A 22,502-nucleotide genomic window follows, 5' to 3' on the forward strand; every position below is an offset into this window, starting at 1 on the left:
TTAGCCCTCCTTTTTGCTGACAGCCGCGCAGCCCTTGGCGAAGGCCTTCTGGTTCAGTTCCAGCACGGCGCCCTTGAAGCGCTGCTGCAGGATCTTCTCCAGGTCTTCCCGGCTCAGGGGAGCGTCGGGCAGCTGGGTGAAGGCGCCCAGCAGCGCGATATTGGCGGCACGGGAATCGCCTACTTCCATGGCGATGTCGGCCGCGGGAACGGGATAGGCCGCCGCGGACAGCTCTGCGATCTCCGCCTCCAGGGCCTCCTGGTCGGGATACTGCTGGATGCCCTGCAGCACGCCCAGGGGATACACCGGGCGGGGATCGTAGACGATCATGGTATTGGGGCCCGCATACTTCCGGGTCATGCGGAGGGTCTCCAGAGGCTCAAAGCCGATGATGATGTGGGCCTCGCCGGAGGGGATCAGCACGCTGAGCTCCTGATCCTCGGAGACGCGGACGTGGCTCATGACGGAGCCGCCCCGCTGGGAGGCACCGTAGGTCTCGCCGATGGCGACCCGGTAGCCCCGGTCGGTCATGGCGCTGCCCACGACCTCGGAAGCCAGCACGTTGCCCTGGCCGCCGATGCCGCAGATGACGATATTCAGGGGGTCGAATTTCAGCTTTTTCATGCTTCCTCACCGCCTTCTACCTTGATGGCGCCGCTGGGGCACAGCTTGGCGCAGACGCCGCAGCCCACGCAGGTCACGGGGTCGATGTAAGCCTTGTTGTTCTTGAAGTCCCAGGTGTTGCCGGGGCAGCCCCAGACACGGCTGCAGTACTTGTCGCAGCCGCAGCCCTCGCCCCAGCACACGTTCTGGTCCACGTACACGCGGACGGGACGTTTTTCCTTCTTGCTCATCAGCGTGGCGCAGGGCTGGCGCATGATCAGCACGTTCATGCCCGGCGCGTTCAGCAGGCGGCGGATGGTCTTCTCCGTCTCGACAACGTCAAAGGGATCGGCGACCTCGGCCTTGCAGCCGATGCCCTCCACGACCTTCTGGATGTCCATGGCGGGCACCTGGTCGCCCATGGCGGTGATGCCGGTGGCGGGGTGGGGCTGGAAGCCGGTCATAGCGGTGGCGGAGTTGTCCAGCACCATCAGCAGCATGTTGGCGTTGTGATAAGTGGCGTCCACAAGGCCGGGCATGATGGTGTGGAAGAAGGTGGAGTCGCCGCAGACGGTGACCACCTTCTGGTCCAGGCCGTAGTGGGTCAGCTGGCCCAGGGCCTCCGCCAGGTTGATGCCGGAGCCCATGCAGTTGCAGGCTTGGAAGGCATACTGGCCGGCGGCCTGGCCGGACATGATGTAGCAGCCGATGTCGCCGATGACGACGCCGGGGTGCTTCTCCTGCCGCAGCACCTTCTTCAGAATGTGGAAAGTGGCGCGGTGGGGGCAGCCGGCGCAGAAGGTCAGCTCCCGCTCGATCAGCGGCTCCTGAGAGGCGATCTTCTTCTCCGGCAGCTTGGCGCCAGTCAGGAGGGAGATGGCCTGGGCCACATTGTCGGGGTCCAGCTCGCCGATCTTCGGCAGCGCGCCGTCGCCGCGGCCGGAGAACACAATGCTCATCTGATGGCGGCCGGCGATGGCCTGCAGGTTGTGCTCCAGAACAGGGTCCACTTCCTCCAGGGTCAGTACCTTCTCCACACCCTGCAGATGGCGCACGATGGTCTCCTCCGGCAGGGGCCAGATGGTGGCCAGGCTCAGCATGCCGACGCGGTCGCCCACACCCAGACGGCGGATGGCCTCCTGACCGTACAGGCGGCCGGTGCCGCTGGCGACGATCAGCTCCTTGGGATGCTCGGGGCCGACATAGTGGTTGAAGGGGCAGTTTTCAGCTTCCTGCCGCAGCATATCCAGCTTTTCCAGCATGGCGCTGCGCAGATAGGACACGCACACCATGCGGTCCCACTCGCCCACCTGCTGCAGCTGGTGGGGCTTTTCCGGCAGCTCGCCCAGCACCACGTTGCCGCGGCCATGGCAGACACGGGTGGTCAGCCGCACGATGACGATCTGGTGCGTGCGCTCGGAGAGCTCGAAGGCGTAGGGAATGATGTCCTTGGTCTCCTGCATGCTGGTGGGCTCCAGCATGGGGACGTTGGCGGACATGGCCTGATAACGGGAGTCAAATTCATTGGTGCTGGAGTGCGCGCTGGGGTCGTCCGAGGTCACGACCACCATGCCGCCCTTCACGCCGTGCTGTGCGCCGCAATGAATGGCGTCCGACGCGAAGAGAAGGCCGTTCTGCTTCACGATGCAGATGGACCGCGCGTTGGCCAGAGAGGCGCCGATGCAGGCTTCCATGGCGCAGGTCTCGTTTGTGGACCACTCCGCGTAAAAGTTTCGTTCCTTCGCGACTTTACCCAGCATTCCCAGGACCTGGGAAGACGGAGAACCGGGATAGGAGGCCGCAAAATTGATGCCTGCTTCCAATGCGCCGCGTACGATGGCCTCGTTGCCCTGCATCAGGCAGACCTGGCCCGGGGCGTTGGCGGTCATTGTCCATTCCATTTCTTGAGTCACCCTCTTTTGTAAAATCCCGCTGAGTTTCCAACAGATCCGCTGATTGCGGCGGCGGGTATTGTTATCATTTTAGCACTTGCGGCGGGAATTACAAGATAAAAGCGGGACTTTAGAGGGACTTTAGAGGGAAAAGCGTCGAAAAATTGCAGATCCGGCGGAATTTCGCCGGCAGAGAAAAGGATCCCGGCCCCGCCGAAGCGGGGCCGGGATCCTTTTGCCGTGGATAGGTATCTGCTTTTTTGTGCCTGTATCGGCAATTTTTTCTTCTGAATGGCCGTTTTTTGCGGGAAAATGTAAGCGGTGCTGTCCTTGAGGTGGCGTCTTCTGTACTCCCCGGACGCATTTGAAATGACTGCCGGCTGCAGGTTCTCCAAGACAATATTTCGTTTTTTATTGACAATACGAAGATTTTTCGATAAATTTTTATTAGGAACTGGAATTAAATGGTTTTTTTGACCGTTATACACAATCCAAAAGCTCGGGGCGATCCTGCTGCAAATACAAAATATCAGCAACCGTTGCGATAAACTCGGAATTGGTCGGCTTGTCCATCTGAGGTTTGATGGTGTATCCGAAGTAATGCTGCAAAAAATCAATATTTCCCCGGTTCCAGGCAACTTCGATGGCGTTTCGCATCGCGCGCTCCACGCAGCTGGCCGTCGTGCCGTAAGATTTCGCAATATCCGGATACAGGATCTTTGTGACCCCGTCCATGACCGCCGGGTCTTTCGCAGCCATGATGATAGCTTTTCGGAGATATTGGTATCCCTTGAGGTGGGCAGGGACGCCCAGCTGACGCATCAGACCGGATATCCGCATCTCCAGCTCCGCGTCATGTCCGGCGGCTGAAGCCGGCTCCGGGAGGCTCCTGATATATGCGGAGAGGTTTGCGGTCTGCGCGGACATTTCGCCCCGGTTGGTCCATTCGGACAGGATCGGCACAATGAAGTACTCCTTCGCCTGAGAAAACGACAAAGCCGCAAGACCGCCCGCATTCTTCTGAATATAAGACAGCAGCGCCATGCTGTTTTTGACCGTCGGATTTATGACCAGCATATTCGGCTTTTTCTCCTGGATCAACCACACTGCTTTCTCGCCATCGCCGCTGGTTCCGAGAATCACAAAATCTCTGTTGAAACGAATGTACCCTGCCAGCGATTCGAAATTATTATTTGTATCGGCGATGACGATTTTTAGTGTACTCATGTCTGTGAGTCTCCTTTCCGTCTTGTTAAGTATACTGTAACAGAACTTCATTCTACGCGCATTACCTAAAAAAAGACAGATTCAGACAATGTTTTCCAACTAAAAGCGCCCCCGTGATATGCCAAAAATATTTTGCGGAGTCTGCGGAAAGGAAGGTGAAAATTATTCTACCACTGATTCGGTGGGATTTCTGCAAAATTTTTACATGTCCCGTCAAACAGCAATACCGTGAATCTTCAGAAAGGAGCAGCTTACTTGCTTTTTAACCACATCATTGAAGACGCAGACCGTTGCGGCAATTTACTCTCCAGCAGCAGAACCCGTGCTGAACTGAGCCGAAAGACGATGAGCATGGCTCTGGGCGTTTCGGAAAGTACGATCAAAGCATGGGAAAACGGCCAAGGCTCTCCAACCCTGTACGGGATCCTTGAGTGGTTCCGAACGGTGGGCGAAAGCCCATTTCGTCCGATGCTGGATTTTTTCTGGCCGGATGTATTTGCAGGGCTTACCGCAAAAAATACGGATGATGAGATTCGGGAAGCAGGCAGGTTTTATTTCGCAAAAGTAGCCGGGCCCAAAGAGATCCAGAAGCTCCATTACCTGATATTCGGAAAACATGGCTCAGAGTGGTCCGGATTATTGGATATGGCCTGTGCGCACATCCACACAAGCCTGAACAGCCGTTACCGGGTGGCGGAGATCATCCAGGTATCCTATGAGATGAGCGCGGCCAATGGGCTGGCGCTGAAGCCCCCTGAGATCGAGGCGAACCGCCCGCTGCTTTTGTCGGCGATCGCCGCCGCGAAGGAGGCGTCCGTTTTTTCCGCGAAAAACGGATATGCGATCTGCTTCAGCAATACGGACACCTCCGCGATGCTGGCAAGGGCCAGAATGGATTCCGGCGCCACACAGGAGGAACTGGCAAAGGCGCTTGGCAAGACCCAGCAGACCATTCAAAAATGGGAGACCAATTACAATCCGTCTTTTCTGGACGTGTGTACCTGGTTCCGTGTCTTGAACATGCCGGCATGGACTTATATCCACTGTATGCTGTATCCCGCGGAGCGGCTGACCTTTTTGGAGGGAGATGAGAAGCGCCGCCGGGAAGTGGTCGATCATCTCGCCTCGGCCGGCAGCGCCGAGCTGCGGAAACTGTTTTATCTGGTCGCCGGAACGCACGGTTCTAACTGGCTGGCTGTGCTGGAAATGATGTTTGAGCATATCTGCTCGCCGCTGGCACAGCGGGTCATCTCCGCGCGCTCCGTGCTCATCGGCTATCAGCTGGAAAAGGGAAACCGGCAGTTATTGGAAACCGACCATATCATGCCGGATATTGAGAACCTGAACCGCTGTATCGCGCTGGGAACGGAAGCGGCGAAAAAAGGCCTGCCGGCCTATAAAATGACAGTTTGAGGCCGGCTTGTGGGAATATCAATGAAAAAATGCAGCTGTTTTACCCAGGCAGCAAAAAAGGACGCTCTGCGGATAACCGCAGAGCGTCCTCTTTTCTGTGAACAGCGGGAAATTACATTTCCTTGATGGCAGCCTGAGCGGCGGCCAGACGGGCGATGGGCACGCGGAAGGGAGAGCAGGACACATAGTCCAGGCCGGTGCGGTGGCAGAACTCCACGGAGGAGGGGTCGCCGCCGTGCTCGCCGCAGATGCCCAGGTGCAGGTCGGGGTTGGTAGAGCGGCCCAGCTTGGCGGCCATAGCCACCAGCTTGCCAACGCCGGTCTGGTCCAGCTTGGCGAAGGGATCGTTCTCGTAGATCTTCTTGTCGTAGTAAGCGCCCAGGAACTTGCCGGCGTCGTCGCGGGAGAAGCCAAAGGTCATCTGGGTCAGGTCGTTGGTGCCGAAGGAGAAGAAGTCGGCCTCCTTGGCGACCTCGTCGGCGGTCAGAGCGGCACGGGGGATCTCGATCATGGTGCCGACCTTGTACTTCATGGAAGAACCGGCGGCCTTGATGATCTCGTCGGCGGTCTTGACCACCACGCTCTTGACGTACTTCAGCTCCTTGACCTCGCCCACCAGGGGGATCATGATCTCAGGGACCATATTCCAGTCGGGATGCTTGGCCTGGACAGCCAGCGCTGCCTTGATGACGGCGCGGGTCTGCATGGCGGCGATCTCGGGATAGGTGACGGCCAGACGGCAGCCGCGGTGACCCATCATGGGGTTGAACTCATGCAGGGAGGAGATGATGGCCTTGATGTCGGCAACGGACTTGCCCAGGTCCTCGGCCAGCAGCTCGATGTCGTGCTCCTCGGTGGGGACGAACTCATGCAGGGGGGGATCCAGGAAGCGGATGGTGACGGGGCAGCCCTCCATGGCCTCGTAGATGCCCTCAAAGTCGCCCTGCTGCATGGGCTCCAGAACAGCCAGCGCAGCCTCGCGCTGCTCAGCGGTGTCGGAGCAGATCATGCGGCGGATGGCGCGGATGCGGTCGCCCTCGAAGAACATGTGCTCGGTGCGGCACAGGCCGATGCCCTCGGCGCCGAACTTCCGGGCCTGGGCAGCGTCGTGGGGCGTGTCGGCGTTGGTGCGGACCTGCAGGCGGCGGTACTGGTCAGCCCAGCCCATGACCCGGCCGAATTCGCCGCCGATGGTAGCGTCGGTGGTGGGAACAGCGCCGTCATAGATGTCGCCGGTGGAGCCGTTCAGGGAGATCCAGTCGCCCTCGACATAGGTCTTGCCGGAGAGCTCAAACTTCTTGTTCTCCTCGTCCATCTTGATGTCGCCGCAGCCGGAGACGCAGCACTTGCCCATGCCGCGGGCTACGACGGCAGCGTGGGAGGTCATGCCGCCGCGGACGGTCAGGATGCCCTGGGCGGCCTTCATGCCCTCGATGTCCTCGGGAGAGGTCTCCAGACGGACCAGGACGACCTTCTCGCCGCGCTCGGCCCAAGCCTTGGCGTCCTCGGCGGAGAAGACGATCTTGCCGGAGGCGGCGCCCGGGGAGGCGCCCAGGGCCTTGCCGATGACGGCGGCCTTCTTCAGGGCCACGGCGTCAAACTGGGGATGCAGCAGGGTGTCCAGAGAGCGGGGCTCGATCATGGCCACAGCCTGCTTCTCGGTGATCATTCCCTCGTCCACCAGGTCGCAGGCGATCTTCAGAGCGGCGGCGGGGGTGCGCTTGCCGTTGCGGGTCTGCAGCATGTAGAGCTTGCCGTGCTCCACGGTGAACTCCATATCCTGCATGTCGTGATAGTGGTCTTCCAGGGTCTTGCAGACGCCCTCGAACTGGGCGAAGGCCTCGGGGAACTTCTCAGCCATCTCAGCGATGGGCATGGGAGTGCGGACGCCGGCCACGACGTCCTCGCCCTGGGCGTTGGTCAGGAACTCGCCGAACAGCTTCTTCTCGCCGGTGGCGGGGTTGCGGGTGAAAGCCACGCCGGTGCCGCAGTCGTCGCCCATGTTGCCGAAGGCCATGGACTGGACGTTGACGGCGGTGCCCCAGGAGTAGGGGATGTCGTTGTCGCGGCGGTACACGTTGGCGCGGGGGTTATCCCAGGAGCGGAACACGGCTTTGACGGCGCCCATCAGCTGCTCCTTGGGGTCGGAGGGGAAGTCGGTGCCGATTTTGGACTTGTACTCGGCCTTGAACTGGCCGGCCAGCTCCTTCAGGTCCTCGGCGGTCAGCTCCACGTCCTGGGTGACGCCCTTCTTCTCTTTCATCTCGTCGATGAGCTGCTCAAAGTACTTCTTGCCGACTTCCATAACGACGTCGGAGTACATCTGGATGAAACGGCGGTAGCAGTCCCAGGCCCAGCGGGGGTTGCCGGACTTCTTGGCCAGCACGTCCACCACGGTCTCGTTCAGCCCCAGGTTCAGGATGGTGTCCATCATGCCGGGCATGGAGGCCCGGGCGCCGGAGCGGACGGAGACCAGCAGGGGGTTCTCGGCGTCGCCGAACTTCTTGCCGGTGATGCCTTCCATCTTCTCGATGTATTCCATGATCTCGGCCACGATCTCGTCGTTGATCTTCTGGCCGTCCTCATAGTACTGGGTGCAGGCCTCGGTGGTGATGGTGAAGCCCTGGGGCACGGGCAGGCCGATGTTGGTCATCTCGGCCAGGTTGGCGCCCTTGCCGCCCAGGAGCTCGCGCATGTTGGCGTTGCCCTCGGTGAACAGGTAACAATACTTTTTGCTCATTTCGATTCCTCCGTATTTTTTGTCGCTGCCAAACGGCAGAAAAGCTATCAGAAATTTTGCGCAAACGATTGCTAAAAAAGAACCGTTAATATTATAATAGGCAGATTCTTGAAAAACAATGCATAAATACCATAATAAAGTCCTCAAAAAATGGAGCATTTTCACGAAACTATTGCGATTTTAACCAAAAAAATCAGAACTTTTTACGCAAACGTTTTCAAGGGACCCGTGAGGGTAAAAAGGGGGGAGGGACCGGCTCGATGACCGGTCTCTCCCCTGAAATGCGCGGTGTCCGCGCCATAGAGAAGGAGCCAAATACAGCATCCGAAGGGCGGTCAGCCGATGCCGCCGTTGACGGCGCCCAGGATGAACACGGCGGCGGTGAGCACGCAGAAGAGGTACTTGTACAGGGGATAATACCACTTGCCGATGCGGTGCTTCCGGCCCACGGAGACGGCGTCCTCCACCGCCTGCCTGCCCCAGACCCAGGCGAACATGATACCCGCCAGGGCAGCGCCCAGGGGACAGACGTAGATGGAGACGAAGTCCATCCAGGGAGAGACGATGCCCTGGATGCAGACGGAGACCACCACACCGATGAGGCCCACGATGGCAACTGATTTCAGGCGGCTGAGGTGCATGTGGTCCTGGAGGGCGGCGATGGGAGCCTCAAACAGGTTCACCAGGGAGGTGAGGCCCGCGAACAGCACCGCCACGAAGAACACGATCATCACGATCTGTCCGCCGGGCATGGATTTGAACAGGTAGGGCAGGGAGATGAACATGAGGCCCGGGCCGCTCTCGGAGAGGATGGCGCCGGTGGTGGCCATGGCGGGGATGATGACCAGGGCGGCCAGCATGGCGGCGCAGGTATCGAACACTGCCACGGTGACGGCGGAGCTGACGGTGTCCTCCTTGTCGGAGAGATAGGAGCCGTAGATGATAGTGCCGTTGCCCGCCAGCGACAGGGAGAAGAAGGACTGGCCCAGGGCGTAGACGTACATCATGGGGTCTTTAAAAGCCTCGGGACGGATGGTGAACATCCACTGGTAGCCCGCTCCCGCGCCGGGCTGGAAGGCTACATAAATGGCAAGGCCGATGAACATGATGTAAAACAGGGGGATCATCACCTTGTTGGCCTTTTCAATGCCGGCGGCGATGCCCAGGTTCATAATGGCGAAGTTCACCGCCAGGGCGATGATGAGCCACAGGTTGTTGCCGAAGGCGGAGGCCATCTGCCCGAAGGCCGCGCCGAACTCGCCGGGCTCCACGGGCGCCAGCACGGAGCCGGTGAAGCTGCCGAAGGTGTACTTGAAGATCCAGCCCACCACCACGGAGTAGCCGATGGCCAGCATCAGGGCGCCCAGCATGGGAATCGCGCCGATGACCTCCCCGGCGTGGCGCCTGCGCTCTCCCCGGGAGGCCATGGCCGTGCCGAAGGCGCCGATGGGACCGGAGCGGGCCGCCCGGCCGAAGCTCATCTCTCCGATGACCCCGGACAGGCCGATGAGAAGGTCGAAGACCAGGTAGACCAGCAGGAAGGAACCGCCGTAGGTCGCCATACGGTAGGGGAAGAGCCAGATATTGCCCATGCCCACGGCGGAGCCGATACAGGCAAGGACAAAGCCCAGTTTGCTGTTGAAACCGTCGCGTGTTTCCAGAGTCTCGTTTTTACCCATGGACCATGCACTCCTTTTTCAGATGGATTCAGCGGGGGCGGAAAAGCGGGCGTACCGCGTCCTGGCAGTATCAGAATACCTTTTGCGGCGCAAAATATTGCCTGAAAAAAGGCGAGAAACCGGCGGCTTCCCGTCAAGAAACCGTTAGAAAAATGGGAAGGCGCGTCCGGGAGGGGACTGTATTTTTCGTATTCCTTTTTGAAAAAAACTGTGGTAAAATCAAAAGAACTGCTGGAAGGGAGGCATACCATGGCTGTGCTGGAAGAGCTGAAAAAGGACCCGGCGGCGGCCCGCATCCGGGAGGCGGCCGGACGGGGGACCCTGTCCCACGCGCTGCTGTTCACCGGCGGCGGCGACAAAACGGGGCTTGCCCGCTACGCGGCGGCGGCCATGGAATGCATGGCGGCGCAGGGACAGCCCTGCGGCGTGTGCCCCGCCTGCCGGAAGGTGCTGGAGGACATCCACCCCGATGTCATCACCGTCCGGGACCCGGAGCACAAGAACATCGCCGTGGATGTGGTGCGCGCCATCCGGTCTGACGCCTACATCCGTCCCAACGAGGGACAGCGGAAGGTGTACATCTTCCCGGACTGCGCCCTGCTGACGGAGCAGGACCAGAATGTCCTTTTAAAGATCGTGGAGGAGGGTCCGCCCTACGCGGCGTTCCTGTTCTGCGCGGAAAACCCCAGCCAGGTGCTCCGGACGCTGCGCTCCCGCTGCGTGGAGATCAAGCTCCGGCCCGGCAGCGAAGAGGACGGGGAGCCGTCCGAGGCGGCGGAGGCGCTGTGCCGGGCCATCGGCAGCCGCCGGCGGGGCGCCGTGGCGGAGCTGGCGGTGCGGCTGGAGAAGAAAAAGCTGGACCGGGAGGCGCTCTCCGCCATGCTGGAGCGGAGCCGGGCGGCGTTCGCGGCGGCCCTCCTGCTGCTTTACGGTCAGGAGCCGGGGGAAATGGAAATCGCGCCATTTCTTGCGAAAAACTTGACAAAATCCCAAATCATGTCCACAATAGAACTATTACAGAAGTATCATGGGGAGTGCGCCTACAACGTCGGCCCCGGCCATGTGCTGGGCGCCCTCGCCGCTGAATTGGAGGGTATCCTTTGACGGAAGTGATCAGCGTCCGCTTTCGGGGCGGATGTAAAAACTATTATTTTGACCCCAAGGGCCTGCGGGTGAAAATGGGGGACCAGGTGGTGGTGGAGACCGCCCAGGGCCCCGAGTTCGCCACCTGCACCGAAGGGAACCACGATGTGGAGGACTCCGCCATCGTGAGCCCGCTGTGCGCCGTGCTGCGCATGGCCACCGAGAATGACCGCCGGGTGGTGGAGTACAACAAGAAAAAAGAGAGCGAGGCCTTTGACATCTGCGAGAAGAAGATCGCGGACCACGGCCTGGAGATGAAGCTGGTGAACGTCTCCGCCAGCTTCGACGGCAACAAGATCATCTTTTACTTTACCGCCGACGGGCGGGTGGACTTCCGGGAGCTGGTCCGGGACCTGGCCTCCGTGTTCCGGGCCCGCATCGAGCTGCGGCAGATCGGCGTCCGGGACGAGGCCAAAATGGTAGGCGGCCTGGGCATCTGCGGCCGGCCCTTCTGCTGTTCCCAGTTCCTGGACAGCTTCCTGCCGGTGTCTATCAAGATGGCAAAGACCCAGAACCTGAGCCTGAACCCCACCAAAATTTCCGGCACCTGCGGGCGGCTGATGTGCTGCCTGAAATACGAGCAGAACGCCTATGAGGACGCCGCCAAGCGGATGCCCAAGGTGGAGAGCTTCGTCCAGACTCCCGACGGCCCCGGCAATGTCAAGAGCGTGGATCTGCTGCGGGAGACCGTCAAGGTCAGCCTGGACAGCGCCCCGGAGCCGCTCAAGACGTACCGCGGCTGTGAGATCTGCATTCTCCGCAACGGCAAGGGCAGCCGGGAGGGCATCGAGATCCCCGAACGTCCCGCCCGGTATGTGGACGAGCATGAGGATGAAGCCTTTGAGATGACGCCGGTCCTCTCCACCCCGTTCTATATGGACCCCAAACTGGAGGAAGCGCCTGTCCGGGAGAAGATGAGCGAGGAGAGCGGCGACGGCAAGCCCCGCCGCCGGCACCGGGGCGGACGCCGGGGCCGCGGCAAGAGCGGCGCCGCCAAGAGCGGCGAGCAGCAGCCTGCCGAGCAGGAGAAGCAGGAGAAGCCCCGGCCGCCCAAGCAGCAGCCCAGGCAGCCCCAGCAGCCCAAGACGGAGAAAAAGGAGCCCGCCGAGGGCGGCGACGGCGGAGAGGCAAAACGCCGCCGCAGGCCCCATCACCGGGGCGGACGCCGCCGGAACAAGAGCGGCGAGGGCGGCAGCGCCCCCAAGACTGAATAAAGGAGAAAAGACCCGCCGTCCGCATTGCGGGCGGCGGGCGTTCTTTCGGAAAGGACGATACCATGGGAAGATTCGACGGTGTTTTGCTGGCAAGCGATTTTGATAATACTTTAATTTATACGGAAGATGCCCTGCGTTCCGACGAACCTGTGCCGCCGCTGTCCCGGGAGAACCGGGAGGCCCTGGAGTGGTTCATGGCGGAGGGCGGCCGGTTCGCCATCGCCACCGGGCGGGCGCTGGCGGCGCTTGTCAAGTATGTGGACCAGGTGCCCATGAATGCCCCCGGCGTGGTTTGCAACGGCGCGGCGCTGTACGATTTCGCCAGGGGCGAATACCTGGAGATGGCGATGCTGGACGGAGACGTCCGGGAGCGGGGCCAGGCGGTGCTGGAGAAATTTCCCTCGGCGGCGGTGGAGGCGTACCATATCGACAATGTCATCCACGCCGTCCACCCCAACGCCATCACCCGCCAGCATGAGCATCTGACGAAAGTGGCGGTGGAGGAAAGACCGTCTCTGCCGGAGGTGCCCCTGCCCCTGGGCAAGCTGCTGTTTGAGGACGACCATGCCGTTTTGGAGGAGATCAAGCGCTTTTTGACGGAACAGGGCTGGAGTGGGGACTATGAGCTGATCTTCTCCGGCCAGACCCTCCTGGAACTGACGGCCAGGGGCGCCAACAAGGGCGGTATGGTGCGCCGTCTGGCGGCCCGGCTGGGAATTCCCATGAAGCACGTCTACTGCGTGGGCGACGAGGCCAACGACATTCCCATGCTCACCGCGGCGGCGGAGGGCTTCGCCCCCGCCAACTGCGTCTCCCTCGTCCGGGACTGCGGGGCCACCATCGTGGCTGACGCCCGGGAGAGCGCGCTGGCGGATGTGGTCCGGCGGCTGGCGGAGAAATACCCCGGATGAAGCGCGGGCGCATGGCGGAAAACATTCGGCGAAAAACCGGCACAGGACCTGTGCCGGTTTTACTTTTGCGCGGCAGCCGGAGGAAACGGCGCCCCGGTTTGAAAGAAAATTTTGAAGATCCTCTTGACAAATGCGGAAGATGTGATATTGTATTACTTGCATAATACAACAACACACAACGGAGGCGTGACATGAAGTGGCAGTTTTCCAATGATGCTCCCATCTACACCCAGCTGATCGAGCAGATCAAGGTGGGCATTGTGGTGGGCGCGTTTCCGCCGGGAGAGCGGCTGCCATCGGTGCGGGACCTGGCGACGGAGGCCGGGGTCAATCCCAACACCATGCAGCGGGCTTTGGCGGAGCTGGAGCGGGACGGACTGGTGTTCAGCCAGCGGACCGCCGGCAGATTTGTGACGGAGGACAAGACGATGATCGAACAGGCAAAACGCGGGCTGGCCGAACGTCATATCAAAACGTTCCTGGAGGCCATGATCCGGCTGGGCTACCGGCCGGAGGAGATCGTGTCCCTGCTGCGGCAGGAGACTGGTGAGGAGGGAAGCGCAAATGGCGGTTCTGGAATGTAAGGCACTGACGAAAAATTACGGGCATCTGGCGGCCCTGGACGGCGTGGACTTCGCCATTGAGCCGGGCCGCATTGTCGGCCTGCTGGGGCCCAACGGCAGCGGCAAGACCACCCTTATCAAATTGGCAAATGGCCTGCTGACGCCCACCAGCGGCGACATCCTGGTGTGTGGCATGGCGCCGGGAAAGGAGACCCACGCCCTCGTCAGCTACCTGCCGGAGCGGACCTCTATCCCCACCTGGATGACTACCACCCAGCTTCTGGACTTCTATCAGGATTTCTACGCCGATTTTCGCCGGGACGCGGCGGAGGAGATGCTGCAGCATCTGAATATCCAGCCCAGGCAGCACATCAAGCAGATGAGCAAGGGCACCCGGGAGAAGGTGCAGCTCATTATGGTCATGAGCCGGGCGGCGAAGCTGTACCTGCTGGATGAGCCCATCGGCGGCGTGGACCCCGCCACCCGGGACTACATCCTGTCCACCATCATCGGCAACTACAACCCCGAGGCGGCGGTGGTCATCTCCACCCACCTCATTTCCGATGTGGAAAAGGTGTTGGACGACGTCATCTTTATCAATCAGGGCCGCGTCATGCTCCAGTCCTCCGTGGACCAGATCCGGGAGGAGAAGGGCATGAGCGTTGACGAGCTGTTCCGGGAGGTGTTCAAATGCTGAGAAAGCTCTTAAAGCACGAATTTCGTGCCACGGGCCGCATCATGCTGCCGCTGTATCTGATTTTGCTGGCTACCGCCATCGGCGCCAATTTCTCCACCCGGGGCCTGCTGGAGACGGACCTGAAGGTGCTGGACCTTCTGGGCGGCCTGCTGGTCATGGCCTTTGCCGTCGCCATTATCGCTGTCTGCGTCATGAGCATGGTGGTGATGGTCCAGCGGTTCTATAAAAATCTGCTCCAGGATGAGGGCTATGTGATGATGACTCTGCCTGTCTCCGTCCACCAGCAGGTGTGGAGCAAGCTCATCGTCTCCGCCGTCTGGTTCGCCCTGACCATCGTCATGGTGTGCCTGGCCGGATTGATCATGGCCTTTGACATCGACATTCTGGAGGGCATCGGTGAGGTTTTCCACGAGATTTTCCAGCATGTCACCGCCTACTACGCTCTGAACGGCACCGCCATCGCGGCGGAGTTCCTGGTGGTGTGCTTCCTGGGCTGCTGCGCCATGTGCCTGCATTTCTACACCGCCCTGGCCATCGGCCACAGCTTTTCCGGCCACAAGATGGCCTGGTCCGTGGCCTGGTACTTCATTATCCAGTTCGCGGTGCAGTTCGTGGGCGGTATGCTGGTCACCCTGCTGGATGAATCCTGGCTCCACCACCTGCTGCTGGGCTGGACGGACAACATCTCCGGCATGGCTGCTGTACATTTCGGGATGTGCGTACTCATCGTGGGTGAGCTGGTCTACGCCGCAATTTTCTATTTCTTAACAACTTATTTCTTGAAGCGCCGCCTGAACCTGGAGTAAACTGTCCATAACGCCGCTGCGGTCTCCGGGGCTGCCGGAGGCCGTGGCCCACGTTTGGAGGAACGTATGCCTTTTCTGGAAACTGTATTTGGAAAACTGCTGATGACCTTCGGCACCGCCATGGTGCCGGTCATCGAGCTGCGGGGCGCCATCCCCGTGGGCATCGCCGCCGGGCTGCCGCCCGCAGTGGCCTGCGTGACGGCCATTCTGGGGAATCTGCTCCCCGTGCCGTTTATCATGCTGCTGGTGCGCCGGGTCTTCAACTGGCTGCGGGATACCCGCTTTTTCGGGCCGAAGATCGTCTGGCTGGAGCGGCGGGCCCACCTGAAGGGCCGCATCGTGCGGAAGTACCGTCTGGCGGGGCTGTTCGTCCTGGTGGCCATCCCCCTGCCGGGCACCGGGGCCTGGACCGGGGCGCTGGTGGCGTCGCTGCTGGACATCCGCCTGCGGAACGCCCTGCCCGCCATTTTGCTGGGGCTGCTGGCCGCCGGAGCCATCACCACGGCGGTGACGCTGGGGGTCATCCGGTTGTTTTGAAATGAGAGATCCGCCGAAATTCGGCGGATTTTCTTTTTATCCAAAGTCATGCCTGCCGCCGCAGGAGAGGCCCATGTCCTCCAGCAGAGACACGATGGCCTCGATGCGGTGAAAGCATTCCGGGTCGTCCAGCGTATCGTCGGCGAGAATTTTCTGGATATTCCGCAGAGCGCGGCTGGCGGCGTCGGAGCTTAAACAGCGGTAAAAATCCTGTTCGTCCTGTATAAAATCACCTCGCCCCAAGCGTACCATATTTCCCTAAAATACGCAAGCGCGTATACGCGGTATCGTAAAAACAGATACCATAACCGTGAGGTGATGGGAATGGGCGTTAAGGATGCTGTTGCGGCGCGCTTTGCGTCGATTTGCCGTCAGCGCGGGATGAAATATAACGAACTGGCAGTCAGGGCCGGTGTGACGCCCTCCACGGTGTACAGCATGATGGACGCCCGCCGCCGGGACGTTTCTATTACTACCATCAAAATGCTCTGTGACGGATTGGAGATCTCTCTGGCGGAATTTTTCTCCGGCGGGGAATTTACAGAGCTGGAGCAGGAGATCAAATAAAAAGAGAGCCTTTCGGCTCTCTTTTTTGCGCTTATTCGGCGGTATAGACCTTTCTCCCCGCGCTCCAGACCGCCCGGACGGCGCCGCTCTGCCGCAGGTACACGCACCGCTCCAGCCGCTCCGCCGGGGTCAGGGGATGGGGCTGAGGCAGGGTGTCGTCCGCCAGAACAATGGCGTGGAGAGGGTTACCGGGGGCAAAGCCGGGCTGTTCTCCGAAATACGCCGCGCCCGCGGAGGTGCCTAAGTACCAGCCCTCGGGCACGGTGAGGAAATCGGTTTCCCAGTTGTCCAGCACCCGGCGGGCCTTGGACGCCCGGATGGCGGAGGCCACCACGTCGAACATGTCCAGATGGTCGCCGCCGGCGATGTCGCTGCCCAGGGCCACTTTCAACCCCTCGTTCAGCATCACCCGCACCGGCGCCACGCCGGAGCAGATGTTTTGGTTGGAGTCGGCGCAGTGGACCACGGTGACGCCCGCGTCTTTCATTGCTTTCCGCTCCCGTGCGTCGGACCAGACGCAGTGGGCCATGACGGTGCGTTCGTTCCAAAGGCCGTATTTGGCATAAGTCTCCCAATACTGCCGGCAGTCGGGGTGGAGCTGGCGCACCCACTCCATCTCCGCGCCGTTTTCCGACAGGTGGGACTGGACGGGGAGGTCCCGCTCCGCCGCCAGCTTCCCCAGGAACGCCATCAGCTCATCGGTGCAGGAGGGGGTGAACCGGGGGGTCAGCATGGGCTTGATGTGGGCAAAATCCCCGCACTCGTCCAGCCAGCGCAGGGTCTCCCGCATGGATTCCTCGGTGGTCTCCTCCAGCACGCCGGGGGCGGCGTTGCGGTCCATGTTCACCTTGCCCACATAGCCTGTGACGCCCGCCTTTTCCAGCTCGTCCATCAAAATCAACGTGGCGTCGGTGTGGAGGGAGGAGAACATGCATACCCGGGTGGTGCCGCGGGACACCAGCTCATGGGCCAGCTTATGGTAGATTTCCCGGGCATAGTCCGGGTCCGCGAACCGGGCCTCCGTGGGGAAGGCGTAGGCGTTCAGCCAGTCCAGCAGGGGCAGGTCCATGCCCATGCCCAGCATGGGATACTGGGGGGCGTGAAGGTGCAGGTCCGCGAAGGACTGCAAAATCAGGGCGCCGCCGAAGTCCTCCACGTCCGCCCCCGCGTACTGCTCCGGCAGGGTGGGGAACATCCCCGTGATGACGCCGTTTTCCGCCACCAGATACCCGTTTTCCGTGGCGTCCAGCTTGCCCGGAGACGGGGCGGAAATGATCGTGCCTTTCAGAATTGTGACAGCCATACAAACACCTCACTTGTGAAATTTCGGCACAAAAAAGGAGCGCCTGACCGGATAGCCCTACCCGACAGACACTCATAGCAGAGCCTTTCGGCGGCCCCGTAGAAACTTTCGCGCCATTGCACAGCGAAATTATATGAGTCCTTTTGCATTGTATGCCGTTATCTATAAAATAGCACGGAATGGGAGAAAAAGCAAGACGGGTTTCCTGTTGCCGCGGCGCCGCTTTGCGTTCCGGCATATTGGTATCAGTGTACCAAAAAATGTTCCGTTCACCGGCCATTTCTGCTTAAATATCCGAATTTTTTAACTTTTATTGCAAAGACGTCCAAATATTGTTATGATGAAATCGGAATTTGGAAGGTTTACGGCGGAGGCGAAAAGCCGGAACGCTTTTGGCAAAGGGGGCACACCATGGATTTTACCGACGTCCTGATCCGGGATTTCAATGCGGACGCAGACCGCCGCATGGCGTTTATCTGCCGGGTGATGATGGCGCTGATGGCGGTCGTGATCGTGCTGAATCTGGTGGGAGTCTTCAAGATCGGCGCCATACTGTATCCGGCGGTCCTCTTCGGGATGGCGGTGATGTTCATCCCCACGATCCTGTATGACATCCTGCATATCAACAGCAAGCCGGCCCGGTACTGCACGCTGACCATGATGGTGCTGATGTCAGGCGTTTTGTATGCCATCCTGTCCTACCATGTCATCATCATGCTGGCCTTTCCGGTGACGGTGTCCTGCCTGTACTGCGACCGCTCCAGCGTCCTTTATACCACGGTGCTCTCCCTGCCGGTCATGGTCGTCAGCCATCTCATCGCCTTTGCGCTCAAGGTCGTGCCGGATGAGCCGCTGGTCACGCTCCGGGGCGTGCTGCTATACGGCGTGCTGCCCCGCGCCATCGAGCTGATCGCCATCTCCGTGATCTGCCTCAGCGTCACCAATAAGCTGCAGCGGCTGATCCGCAATCTGATCCGCAACAACAACGAGCTCTACGACGAGCAGCAGACCCTGGTCAACGCGTTGGCCGAGATGGTGGAGTCCCGGAGCCGCGAGACGGGCCACCATGTCAAGCGGGTAGCCGCGTATACCCGGGTCCTGTGCGAGGCGCTGGGCCTCTCGCGGGAGGAGAGCTGGAAGGTCAGCGTCGCCAGTATGCTCCACGATGTGGGAAAGCTGGAGGTGCCCAAGGACATCCTGCAGAAGCCCGCGCGCCTGACTGCCGGGGAATTCGAGCAGATCAAGCTTCATGCGGGCTATGGCTACGAGCTGCTGAAAAACTCTCCCGGAGAGATCATGCAGATTGCCTCCGTCATCGCCCAGCAGCACCACGAATGGTATGACGGAAGCGGCTATCCGCTGGGACTGAAGGGCGATCAGATCGACCGCTTTGCCGCCTGCGTATCCATCGCGGATGTGTTCGACGCTTTGGTCAGCAGCCGGTGCTACAAGGAGCCGTGGCCGCCGGAGAAGGCCAGAAGTGAAATTTTGTCCCTGGCCGGCCGCCAGTTTGATCCCGCGCTCACCGCGCTGTTCGACCGGCACTTTGATGACTTCCTCGCTGTTTTGCGGCGCTATCCGGACGAGTGACCGGGCATTTGCGGGAAAGAAGGACGGAGAGATGAAGATTTACAATAAGAGCCAGTTTGTGCGGGGGCTGATGGGCATTGGATTGGGTGTGGCGTATCTGATTCGCGGCATCACGGACCGGGATGGGTTCCAAATTATGATGTTTGTGCTGTGGGGGGTCTTGGGAATCATTACCATCTGCTTCTCCACAGACGAGGACCTGGCCGCGCAAGCCCGGGAAAACGATGAAAAGATTCGCCGTGCCGCTCAAAAGCGGTTCGGGAAGTGGGCATGGCCTGTGCGGTTGTTCGGCGCGGGTCTGGCGGCTGCCGGGATCGTACTGATCCTGTTCCGCGTCTCGCCCCCGGTCTGCCTGCTGCTGATTTTTGGGGGAATGGGTTATACGCTGGCGGTGGAACACTGGCTGAAAGGACGGGCTGAAAACGTTATTTGACCGGGCGGCGGGAGCCGCCCGGTTTTTCCATGCCTGCACCCCCGGCGCGAGCGGCGCTTATACTGGCATACGGGCGGGCTTCCGCCTGAATCCAGATAAAGGCGTTGATGCGTATGCTGCAATCTCTCGGCTGGGCCGCCCTGGGCACCGGGTTCACCTTCCTGATGACCACTCTGGGCGCCGCCATGGTATTTTTCTTCTCGGGAGAGCCCCGGCCCCGGTTCCAGAAGGCCATGCTGGGCTTTGCCGCCGGGGTGATGACGGCGGCGTCGGTGTGGAGCTTACTCCTGCCCGCCATCGACCAGGCGGTGGAGGAGGGGCGCTTCCCCGGCTGGCTGCCCGCCGCGGCGGGGATGCTGCTGGGGGTGGTGTTCCTGGCGGCGCTGGACAGCGTCCTGCCCCGGCTCCGCCGGAAGCCCCTGGAGGGCGCCTGGCGGCAGAATGCCCTGCTGATGACCGCCATCACCTTACATAACGTGCCGGAGGGCATGGCCGTGGGCCTGGCCTTCGCTCTGGCGGCAAGCGGCGAAAACCTGGCGGGGGCGGCGGCTCTGGCCATGGGTATCGGCATCCAGAATTTCCCCGAGGGCGCGGCCATCGCCCTCCCCCTGCGGCAGGAGGGGAAGTCCCGGAGCCGGGCGTTTTTGGGCGGGATGCTCTCCGGCGTGGTGGAGCCGCTGTTCGGCGTGCTGGTGGTGCTGATGGCCGCCTGGGCGCGGCCCCTGATGCCCTGGCTTCTCAGCTTCGCGGCGGGGGCCATGCTGTACGTGGTGGTGGAGGAGCTGGTGCCCCAGGCCCACAGCCGGGCGGGGACCTGCGGCTTCGTGGGGGGCTTTCTCATTATGATGGTGCTGGACGTGGCGCTGGGCTGAAAAAATTTCCCGCCGGAGGTATCCGGCGGGAAAAGGGTCGTTATTCTGCGGCGGGAGGCTCAATGAGGGTGTAGTTCCCAGAGCGGATGAGAGCCGCCAGCTCAAAGGTGTCGGCGGGCAGGGTGTCGGACAGGATGCCGCTGCGGGCGATGTCCGGCGTCTGGTGGCAGTCGGAGCCGGCCAGCTGGATGAGGCCGAACTGCTCGGCATACTCCTTGGCCCGGTCATTGTGGCTGTCGTGCCGGGGATGGGCGTTGATGACCTCCACGCCGTCCAGATAGCAGGCGATGGCGGGGGTACACTTCTTCCGGTAGGGATGGGCCTGGATCAGCAGGGCGCCGTCCTCCCGGGCCAGCTTGGAGAACTCCACCACGCTCATTTTCAGGTTCCGGGGCATGTCCCGCAGCAGCTCGTCGTGCCAGCCGAAGAGCAGGTAGTCGTTTTCGCACTCGTCAAAGCGCAGCTCCGCACCCTTGTAGACCCGGATGCCCAGCTCGCCGCAGGCATCCTCCATCCGGTGGAAGCCGTCCAGGAACTTCTCCAGCAGGCCGTCGGAGGAGCTCAGGTCCAGGTTCAGGTATTTCACCGTGTCCCGGTTGTAGTGGTCGGTGACGGCAATGGCGTCGTAGCCGGCCTCCTTGTAGGCCTTCGCCAGGACGGGGGCGGTCAGGTGGCCGCACTTGCTGACGTGGGTGGTGTGGAGATGGGTCTCGATCTTGTACATGACAAACACACTTCTTTCTATATCCAAGTAAAAGCGCAAACGTTTTCGATATAGGAATACACGAAAAAATCCCGCCTGTCAAGAGGACAGACGGGATTTTTTCCATCAGGCTGTCGGTTACAGCGGAAACTTTGCGCGACGGGAAGGAAGATAGTTACGAAAGAAACCCAGGAGGGGTGTCTTTCGTTTTCAATCATAAGTTTATCTGAACTTTTCAAGTTCAGATAAACTTGCAGCAGCTTGTCGAAAAGACTTTTTCGACAAGCTGACACGAAAAAATCCCGCCTGTCAAGAGGAAAGGCGGGATTTTTTCGCTTATCGTGAGAGTTCAATGGGCAGGCCCGACAGATACCGCCGCACCACGTCCAGCGCGTGGTTGCTGGCCAGGTCCTGGATGCGGTCCCGGCGGCGCTTGCCCAGGTCCAGGGGGCGGCAGAAGGTGCCGTCCGGAGTGGCAAGGCCGATGTACACGATGCCTACGGCCACGCCCCGCTCATCGGGGTCGGGGCCTGCCACGCCGGTGACGGACACGGCGATGTCGGCCCCCGTGACGCGGCGGGCGCCCTCCGCCATGGCCCGGGCGGTCTCCTCGGACACGGCGCCGTGGGCTTCCAGGATGTCCGCGGGCACGCCCAGCACGTCCGCTTTGACGGAGGTCCAGTAGCTGACCACGCCGCCCCGGTATACGGCGGAGACGCCGGGCAGGGCGGTCATCCGCTCCGCCACCCGGCCGCCGGTGCAGCTCTCGGCGGTGGCGAAGGTCAGGCCCTTCTCCTTCAAAAGCCGGAAGCAGACGTCCTCCAGGCTGGCGACATCCACGCCGTAGACGTAATCCCCCAGAAAATCGGTGACGTCTTTGACCACCGGGGACAGCATGGCTTCCGCGGCCTCCACGCTCTCCGCCTTGGCGGTGGCCCGGAGCCGGACCTCGCTGGGCTTGGCGTAGGTGGCCAGGGAGGGGTTCTCCATGCGGCTCATTTTCTCCCGCATCAGCTCTTCCATGGGGCTCTCGCCCAGGCCGAAGGTCATAATGTCGTGGGAGACGATGACCTCGCTGGAAAGGCCCCGGAGATAGGGGATCACGTGACCTTTCAGCATGGTCAGCATCTCGAAGGGCGGGCCGGGGAGCATCAGAACGTGGACACCGTCCGCCTCGAACGCGCAGCCGGGGGCGGTGCCCACGGGATTGTCGAACACGGTGCAGCCCTCCGGCAGCTCCGCCTGCTGGAGGTTGTTGGAGGGCATCTTCATGTGGACGTTTTTCTCGAAAAAGACTTTCAGGCCGTCGAGGATGTCCTGGTGCAGCACCAGGGGCTTACCGAAGGATTCGCAGATGGTCTGCTTGGTCAGATCGTCGTAGGTGGGGCCCAGGCCGCCGGTGGTGATGATGATGTCGGCCCGGCGGCGGGCAACGTCCAGGGCCTCCTTCAGGCGCTGGGGGTTGTCGCCCACGACGGTGTGCCAGAAGACGTTGACGCCCACGGCGGAGAGGGCCTGGGAGATGTCCTGGGCGTTGGTGTTGACGATGTTGCCGAGGAGCAGCTCGGTGCCCACGGCGATGATTTCGGCGGTATGTGACATCAGAATT

At 61.1% G+C, this 22,502-nt stretch carries 22 protein-coding genes and 1 riboswitch; of the genes, 12 read left to right on the forward strand and 10 right to left on the reverse strand.

Features of this window, described 5'->3' with window-relative positions:
- Genes JQM68_RS03680 through JQM68_RS03695 form a run of 4 tightly spaced genes read right to left on the reverse strand, consistent with a single transcriptional unit; the run spans position 1 to position 3,722 of the window.
- Positions 1 to 624 carry an indolepyruvate oxidoreductase subunit beta gene (locus JQM68_RS03680; protein WP_235221567.1) on the reverse strand — a complete coding sequence of 208 codons (624 nt, stop codon included), beginning with the start codon at positions 622 to 624 and terminating at the stop codon, positions 1 to 3.
- Positions 621 to 2,504: a thiamine pyrophosphate-dependent enzyme gene (locus JQM68_RS03685; RefSeq protein ID WP_235221568.1), complete on the reverse strand. Its 1,884-nt coding sequence runs from the start codon at positions 2,502 to 2,504 to the stop codon at positions 621 to 623. Before JQM68_RS03685 ends, JQM68_RS03680 begins: the two co-directional genes overlap by 4 nt.
- Before the next feature lie 8 nt (positions 2,505 to 2,512).
- Positions 2,513 to 2,983 (reverse strand): hypothetical protein, encoded by a 471-nt coding sequence (locus tag JQM68_RS03690; RefSeq protein WP_235221569.1) that lies wholly within the window; start codon positions 2,981 to 2,983, stop codon positions 2,513 to 2,515.
- Positions 2,976 to 3,722 (reverse strand): sporulation initiation factor Spo0A C-terminal domain-containing protein, encoded by a 747-nt coding sequence (locus tag JQM68_RS03695; protein ID WP_235221570.1) that lies wholly within the window; start codon positions 3,720 to 3,722, stop codon positions 2,976 to 2,978. Before JQM68_RS03695 ends, JQM68_RS03690 begins: the two co-directional genes overlap by 8 nt.
- A gap of 255 nt (positions 3,723 to 3,977) precedes the next feature.
- Here JQM68_RS03695 and JQM68_RS03700 point away from each other — a divergent pair, with 255 nt between their 5' ends.
- Positions 3,978 to 5,135, forward strand: a complete 1,158-nt coding sequence (locus JQM68_RS03700) for a helix-turn-helix domain-containing protein (protein ID WP_235221571.1) — start codon at positions 3,978 to 3,980, stop codon at positions 5,133 to 5,135.
- A gap of 112 nt (positions 5,136 to 5,247) precedes the next feature.
- Here the strand turns inward: JQM68_RS03700 and ppdK are convergent, their stop codons facing one another.
- The gene (gene ppdK / locus JQM68_RS03705) at positions 5,248 to 7,875 is read right to left on the reverse strand and encodes a pyruvate, phosphate dikinase (RefSeq protein ID WP_235221572.1); all 2,628 of its coding nucleotides are present in this window, start codon (positions 7,873 to 7,875) and stop codon (positions 5,248 to 5,250) included.
- A gap of 335 nt (positions 7,876 to 8,210) precedes the next feature.
- The gene (locus tag JQM68_RS03710) at positions 8,211 to 9,554 is read right to left on the reverse strand and encodes a sodium-dependent transporter (protein WP_235221573.1); all 1,344 of its coding nucleotides are present in this window, start codon (positions 9,552 to 9,554) and stop codon (positions 8,211 to 8,213) included.
- 249 nt (positions 9,555 to 9,803) lie between these two features.
- Here JQM68_RS03710 and JQM68_RS03715 point away from each other — a divergent pair, with 249 nt between their 5' ends.
- From JQM68_RS03715 to JQM68_RS03745, 7 genes are all read left to right on the forward strand, one after another.
- Positions 9,804 to 10,658: a DNA polymerase III subunit delta' gene (locus JQM68_RS03715; protein WP_235221574.1), complete on the forward strand. Its 855-nt coding sequence runs from the start codon at positions 9,804 to 9,806 to the stop codon at positions 10,656 to 10,658.
- A 5-nt stretch (positions 10,659 to 10,663) separates the two neighbouring features.
- The gene (locus tag JQM68_RS03720; protein ID WP_328283714.1) at positions 10,664 to 11,911 is read left to right on the forward strand and encodes a stage 0 sporulation family protein; all 1,248 of its coding nucleotides are present in this window, start codon (positions 10,664 to 10,666) and stop codon (positions 11,909 to 11,911) included.
- Between the two features lie 62 nt (positions 11,912 to 11,973).
- Positions 11,974 to 12,822 carry an HAD-IIB family hydrolase gene (locus JQM68_RS03725; RefSeq protein ID WP_235221576.1) on the forward strand — a complete coding sequence of 283 codons (849 nt, stop codon included), beginning with the start codon at positions 11,974 to 11,976 and terminating at the stop codon, positions 12,820 to 12,822.
- 191 nt (positions 12,823 to 13,013) lie between these two features.
- Positions 13,014 to 13,406 (forward strand): GntR family transcriptional regulator, encoded by a 393-nt coding sequence (locus tag JQM68_RS03730; protein WP_235221577.1) that lies wholly within the window; start codon positions 13,014 to 13,016, stop codon positions 13,404 to 13,406.
- Positions 13,387 to 14,082: an ABC transporter ATP-binding protein gene (locus JQM68_RS03735; protein WP_235221578.1), complete on the forward strand. Its 696-nt coding sequence runs from the start codon at positions 13,387 to 13,389 to the stop codon at positions 14,080 to 14,082. Before JQM68_RS03730 ends, JQM68_RS03735 begins: the two co-directional genes overlap by 20 nt.
- Positions 14,076 to 14,888, forward strand: a complete 813-nt coding sequence (locus JQM68_RS03740; protein ID WP_235221579.1) for a hypothetical protein — start codon at positions 14,076 to 14,078, stop codon at positions 14,886 to 14,888. Before JQM68_RS03735 ends, JQM68_RS03740 begins: the two co-directional genes overlap by 7 nt.
- Positions 14,889 to 14,954: 66 nt before the next feature.
- On the forward strand, positions 14,955 to 15,425 hold the full coding sequence (locus tag JQM68_RS03745) for a COG2426 family protein (protein ID WP_235221580.1): 471 nt from the start codon (positions 14,955 to 14,957) through the stop codon (positions 15,423 to 15,425).
- A gap of 36 nt (positions 15,426 to 15,461) precedes the next feature.
- Here the strand turns inward: JQM68_RS03745 and JQM68_RS03750 are convergent, their stop codons facing one another.
- Entirely contained in the window at positions 15,462 to 15,677 is a 216-nt protein-coding gene (locus tag JQM68_RS03750) for a hypothetical protein (protein ID WP_235221581.1), read from the reverse strand.
- 72 nt (positions 15,678 to 15,749) lie between these two features.
- Between JQM68_RS03750 and JQM68_RS03755 the strand changes: the two genes are divergently transcribed.
- Positions 15,750 to 15,992, forward strand: a complete 243-nt coding sequence (locus JQM68_RS03755) for a helix-turn-helix domain-containing protein (protein WP_268821404.1) — start codon at positions 15,750 to 15,752, stop codon at positions 15,990 to 15,992.
- Between the two features lie 31 nt (positions 15,993 to 16,023).
- Here the strand turns inward: JQM68_RS03755 and JQM68_RS03760 are convergent, their stop codons facing one another.
- Positions 16,024 to 17,295, reverse strand: coding sequence for an amidohydrolase family protein (locus tag JQM68_RS03760; protein WP_235221583.1), 1,272 nt, complete (start codon positions 17,293 to 17,295; stop codon positions 16,024 to 16,026).
- Positions 17,296 to 17,350: 55 nt separating this feature from the next.
- Positions 17,351 to 17,452, reverse strand: a riboswitch (purine riboswitch).
- Positions 17,453 to 17,706: 254 nt separating this feature from the next.
- Here JQM68_RS03760 and JQM68_RS03765 point away from each other — a divergent pair.
- The 3 genes from JQM68_RS03765 (at position 17,707) to JQM68_RS03775 (ending at position 20,190) form a co-directional block, all read left to right on the forward strand.
- On the forward strand, positions 17,707 to 18,885 hold the full coding sequence (locus JQM68_RS03765) for an HD-GYP domain-containing protein (protein WP_235221584.1): 1,179 nt from the start codon (positions 17,707 to 17,709) through the stop codon (positions 18,883 to 18,885).
- Positions 18,886 to 18,916: 31 nt separating this feature from the next.
- Positions 18,917 to 19,318 (forward strand): hypothetical protein, encoded by a 402-nt coding sequence (locus JQM68_RS03770; RefSeq protein ID WP_235221585.1) that lies wholly within the window; start codon positions 18,917 to 18,919, stop codon positions 19,316 to 19,318.
- Positions 19,319 to 19,431: 113 nt separating this feature from the next.
- Entirely contained in the window at positions 19,432 to 20,190 is a 759-nt protein-coding gene (locus JQM68_RS03775) for a ZIP family metal transporter (protein WP_235221586.1), read from the forward strand.
- 40 nt (positions 20,191 to 20,230) lie between these two features.
- On the opposite strand, the gene JQM68_RS03780 is transcribed toward JQM68_RS03775, so the two are convergent.
- Both JQM68_RS03780 and JQM68_RS03785 read right to left on the reverse strand, forming a co-directional pair.
- A complete protein-coding gene (locus tag JQM68_RS03780) occupies positions 20,231 to 20,914 on the reverse strand; it encodes a PHP domain-containing protein (protein ID WP_235221587.1) in 684 nt (227 codons plus the stop codon).
- Between the two features lie 315 nt (positions 20,915 to 21,229).
- Positions 21,230 to 22,495 (reverse strand): competence/damage-inducible protein A, encoded by a 1,266-nt coding sequence (locus JQM68_RS03785; protein ID WP_235221588.1) that lies wholly within the window; start codon positions 22,493 to 22,495, stop codon positions 21,230 to 21,232.
- Positions 22,496 to 22,502 lie beyond the last annotated feature (7 nt).

Source organism: Oscillibacter valericigenes (assembly GCF_021531435.1).
Classification (GTDB): domain Bacteria; phylum Bacillota; class Clostridia; order Oscillospirales; family Oscillospiraceae; genus Oscillibacter; species Oscillibacter valericigenes_B.

What these genes read in the sequence shown, in the direction of transcription:
- JQM68_RS03685 (WP_235221568.1), bottom strand. Translation starts at nt 2,504, where the DNA reads ATGGAATGGACAATGACCGCCAACGCCCCGGGCCAGGTCTGCCTGATG.
- JQM68_RS03710 (WP_235221573.1), bottom strand. Translation starts at nt 9,554, where the DNA reads ATGGGTAAAAACGAGACTCTGGAAACACGCGACGGTTTCAACAGCAAA.
- ppdK (WP_235221572.1), bottom strand. Translation starts at nt 7,875, where the DNA reads ATGAGCAAAAAGTATTGTTACCTGTTCACCGAGGGCAACGCCAACATG.
- JQM68_RS03760 (WP_235221583.1), bottom strand. Translation starts at nt 17,295, where the DNA reads ATGGCTGTCACAATTCTGAAAGGCACGATCATTTCCGCCCCGTCTCCG.
- JQM68_RS03750 (WP_235221581.1), bottom strand. Translation starts at nt 15,677, where the DNA reads ATGGTACGCTTGGGGCGAGGTGATTTTATACAGGACGAACAGGATTTT.
- JQM68_RS03740 (WP_235221579.1), top strand. Translation starts at nt 14,076, where the DNA reads ATGCTGAGAAAGCTCTTAAAGCACGAATTTCGTGCCACGGGCCGCATC.
- JQM68_RS03730 (WP_235221577.1), top strand. Translation starts at nt 13,014, where the DNA reads ATGAAGTGGCAGTTTTCCAATGATGCTCCCATCTACACCCAGCTGATC.
- JQM68_RS03770 (WP_235221585.1), top strand. Translation starts at nt 18,917, where the DNA reads ATGAAGATTTACAATAAGAGCCAGTTTGTGCGGGGGCTGATGGGCATT.
- JQM68_RS03780 (WP_235221587.1), bottom strand. Translation starts at nt 20,914, where the DNA reads ATGTACAAGATCGAGACCCATCTCCACACCACCCACGTCAGCAAGTGC.
- JQM68_RS03765 (WP_235221584.1), top strand. Translation starts at nt 17,707, where the DNA reads ATGGATTTTACCGACGTCCTGATCCGGGATTTCAATGCGGACGCAGAC.
- JQM68_RS03715 (WP_235221574.1), top strand. Translation starts at nt 9,804, where the DNA reads ATGGCTGTGCTGGAAGAGCTGAAAAAGGACCCGGCGGCGGCCCGCATC.
- JQM68_RS03680 (WP_235221567.1), bottom strand. Translation starts at nt 624, where the DNA reads ATGAAAAAGCTGAAATTCGACCCCCTGAATATCGTCATCTGCGGCATC.
- JQM68_RS03745 (WP_235221580.1), top strand. Translation starts at nt 14,955, where the DNA reads ATGCCTTTTCTGGAAACTGTATTTGGAAAACTGCTGATGACCTTCGGC.
- JQM68_RS03785 (WP_235221588.1), bottom strand. Translation starts at nt 22,495, where the DNA reads ATGTCACATACCGCCGAAATCATCGCCGTGGGCACCGAGCTGCTCCTC.
- JQM68_RS03775 (WP_235221586.1), top strand. Translation starts at nt 19,432, where the DNA reads ATGCTGCAATCTCTCGGCTGGGCCGCCCTGGGCACCGGGTTCACCTTC.
- JQM68_RS03755 (WP_268821404.1), top strand. Translation starts at nt 15,750, where the DNA reads ATGGGCGTTAAGGATGCTGTTGCGGCGCGCTTTGCGTCGATTTGCCGT.
- JQM68_RS03695 (WP_235221570.1), bottom strand. Translation starts at nt 3,722, where the DNA reads ATGAGTACACTAAAAATCGTCATCGCCGATACAAATAATAATTTCGAA.
- JQM68_RS03725 (WP_235221576.1), top strand. Translation starts at nt 11,974, where the DNA reads ATGGGAAGATTCGACGGTGTTTTGCTGGCAAGCGATTTTGATAATACT.
- JQM68_RS03735 (WP_235221578.1), top strand. Translation starts at nt 13,387, where the DNA reads ATGGCGGTTCTGGAATGTAAGGCACTGACGAAAAATTACGGGCATCTG.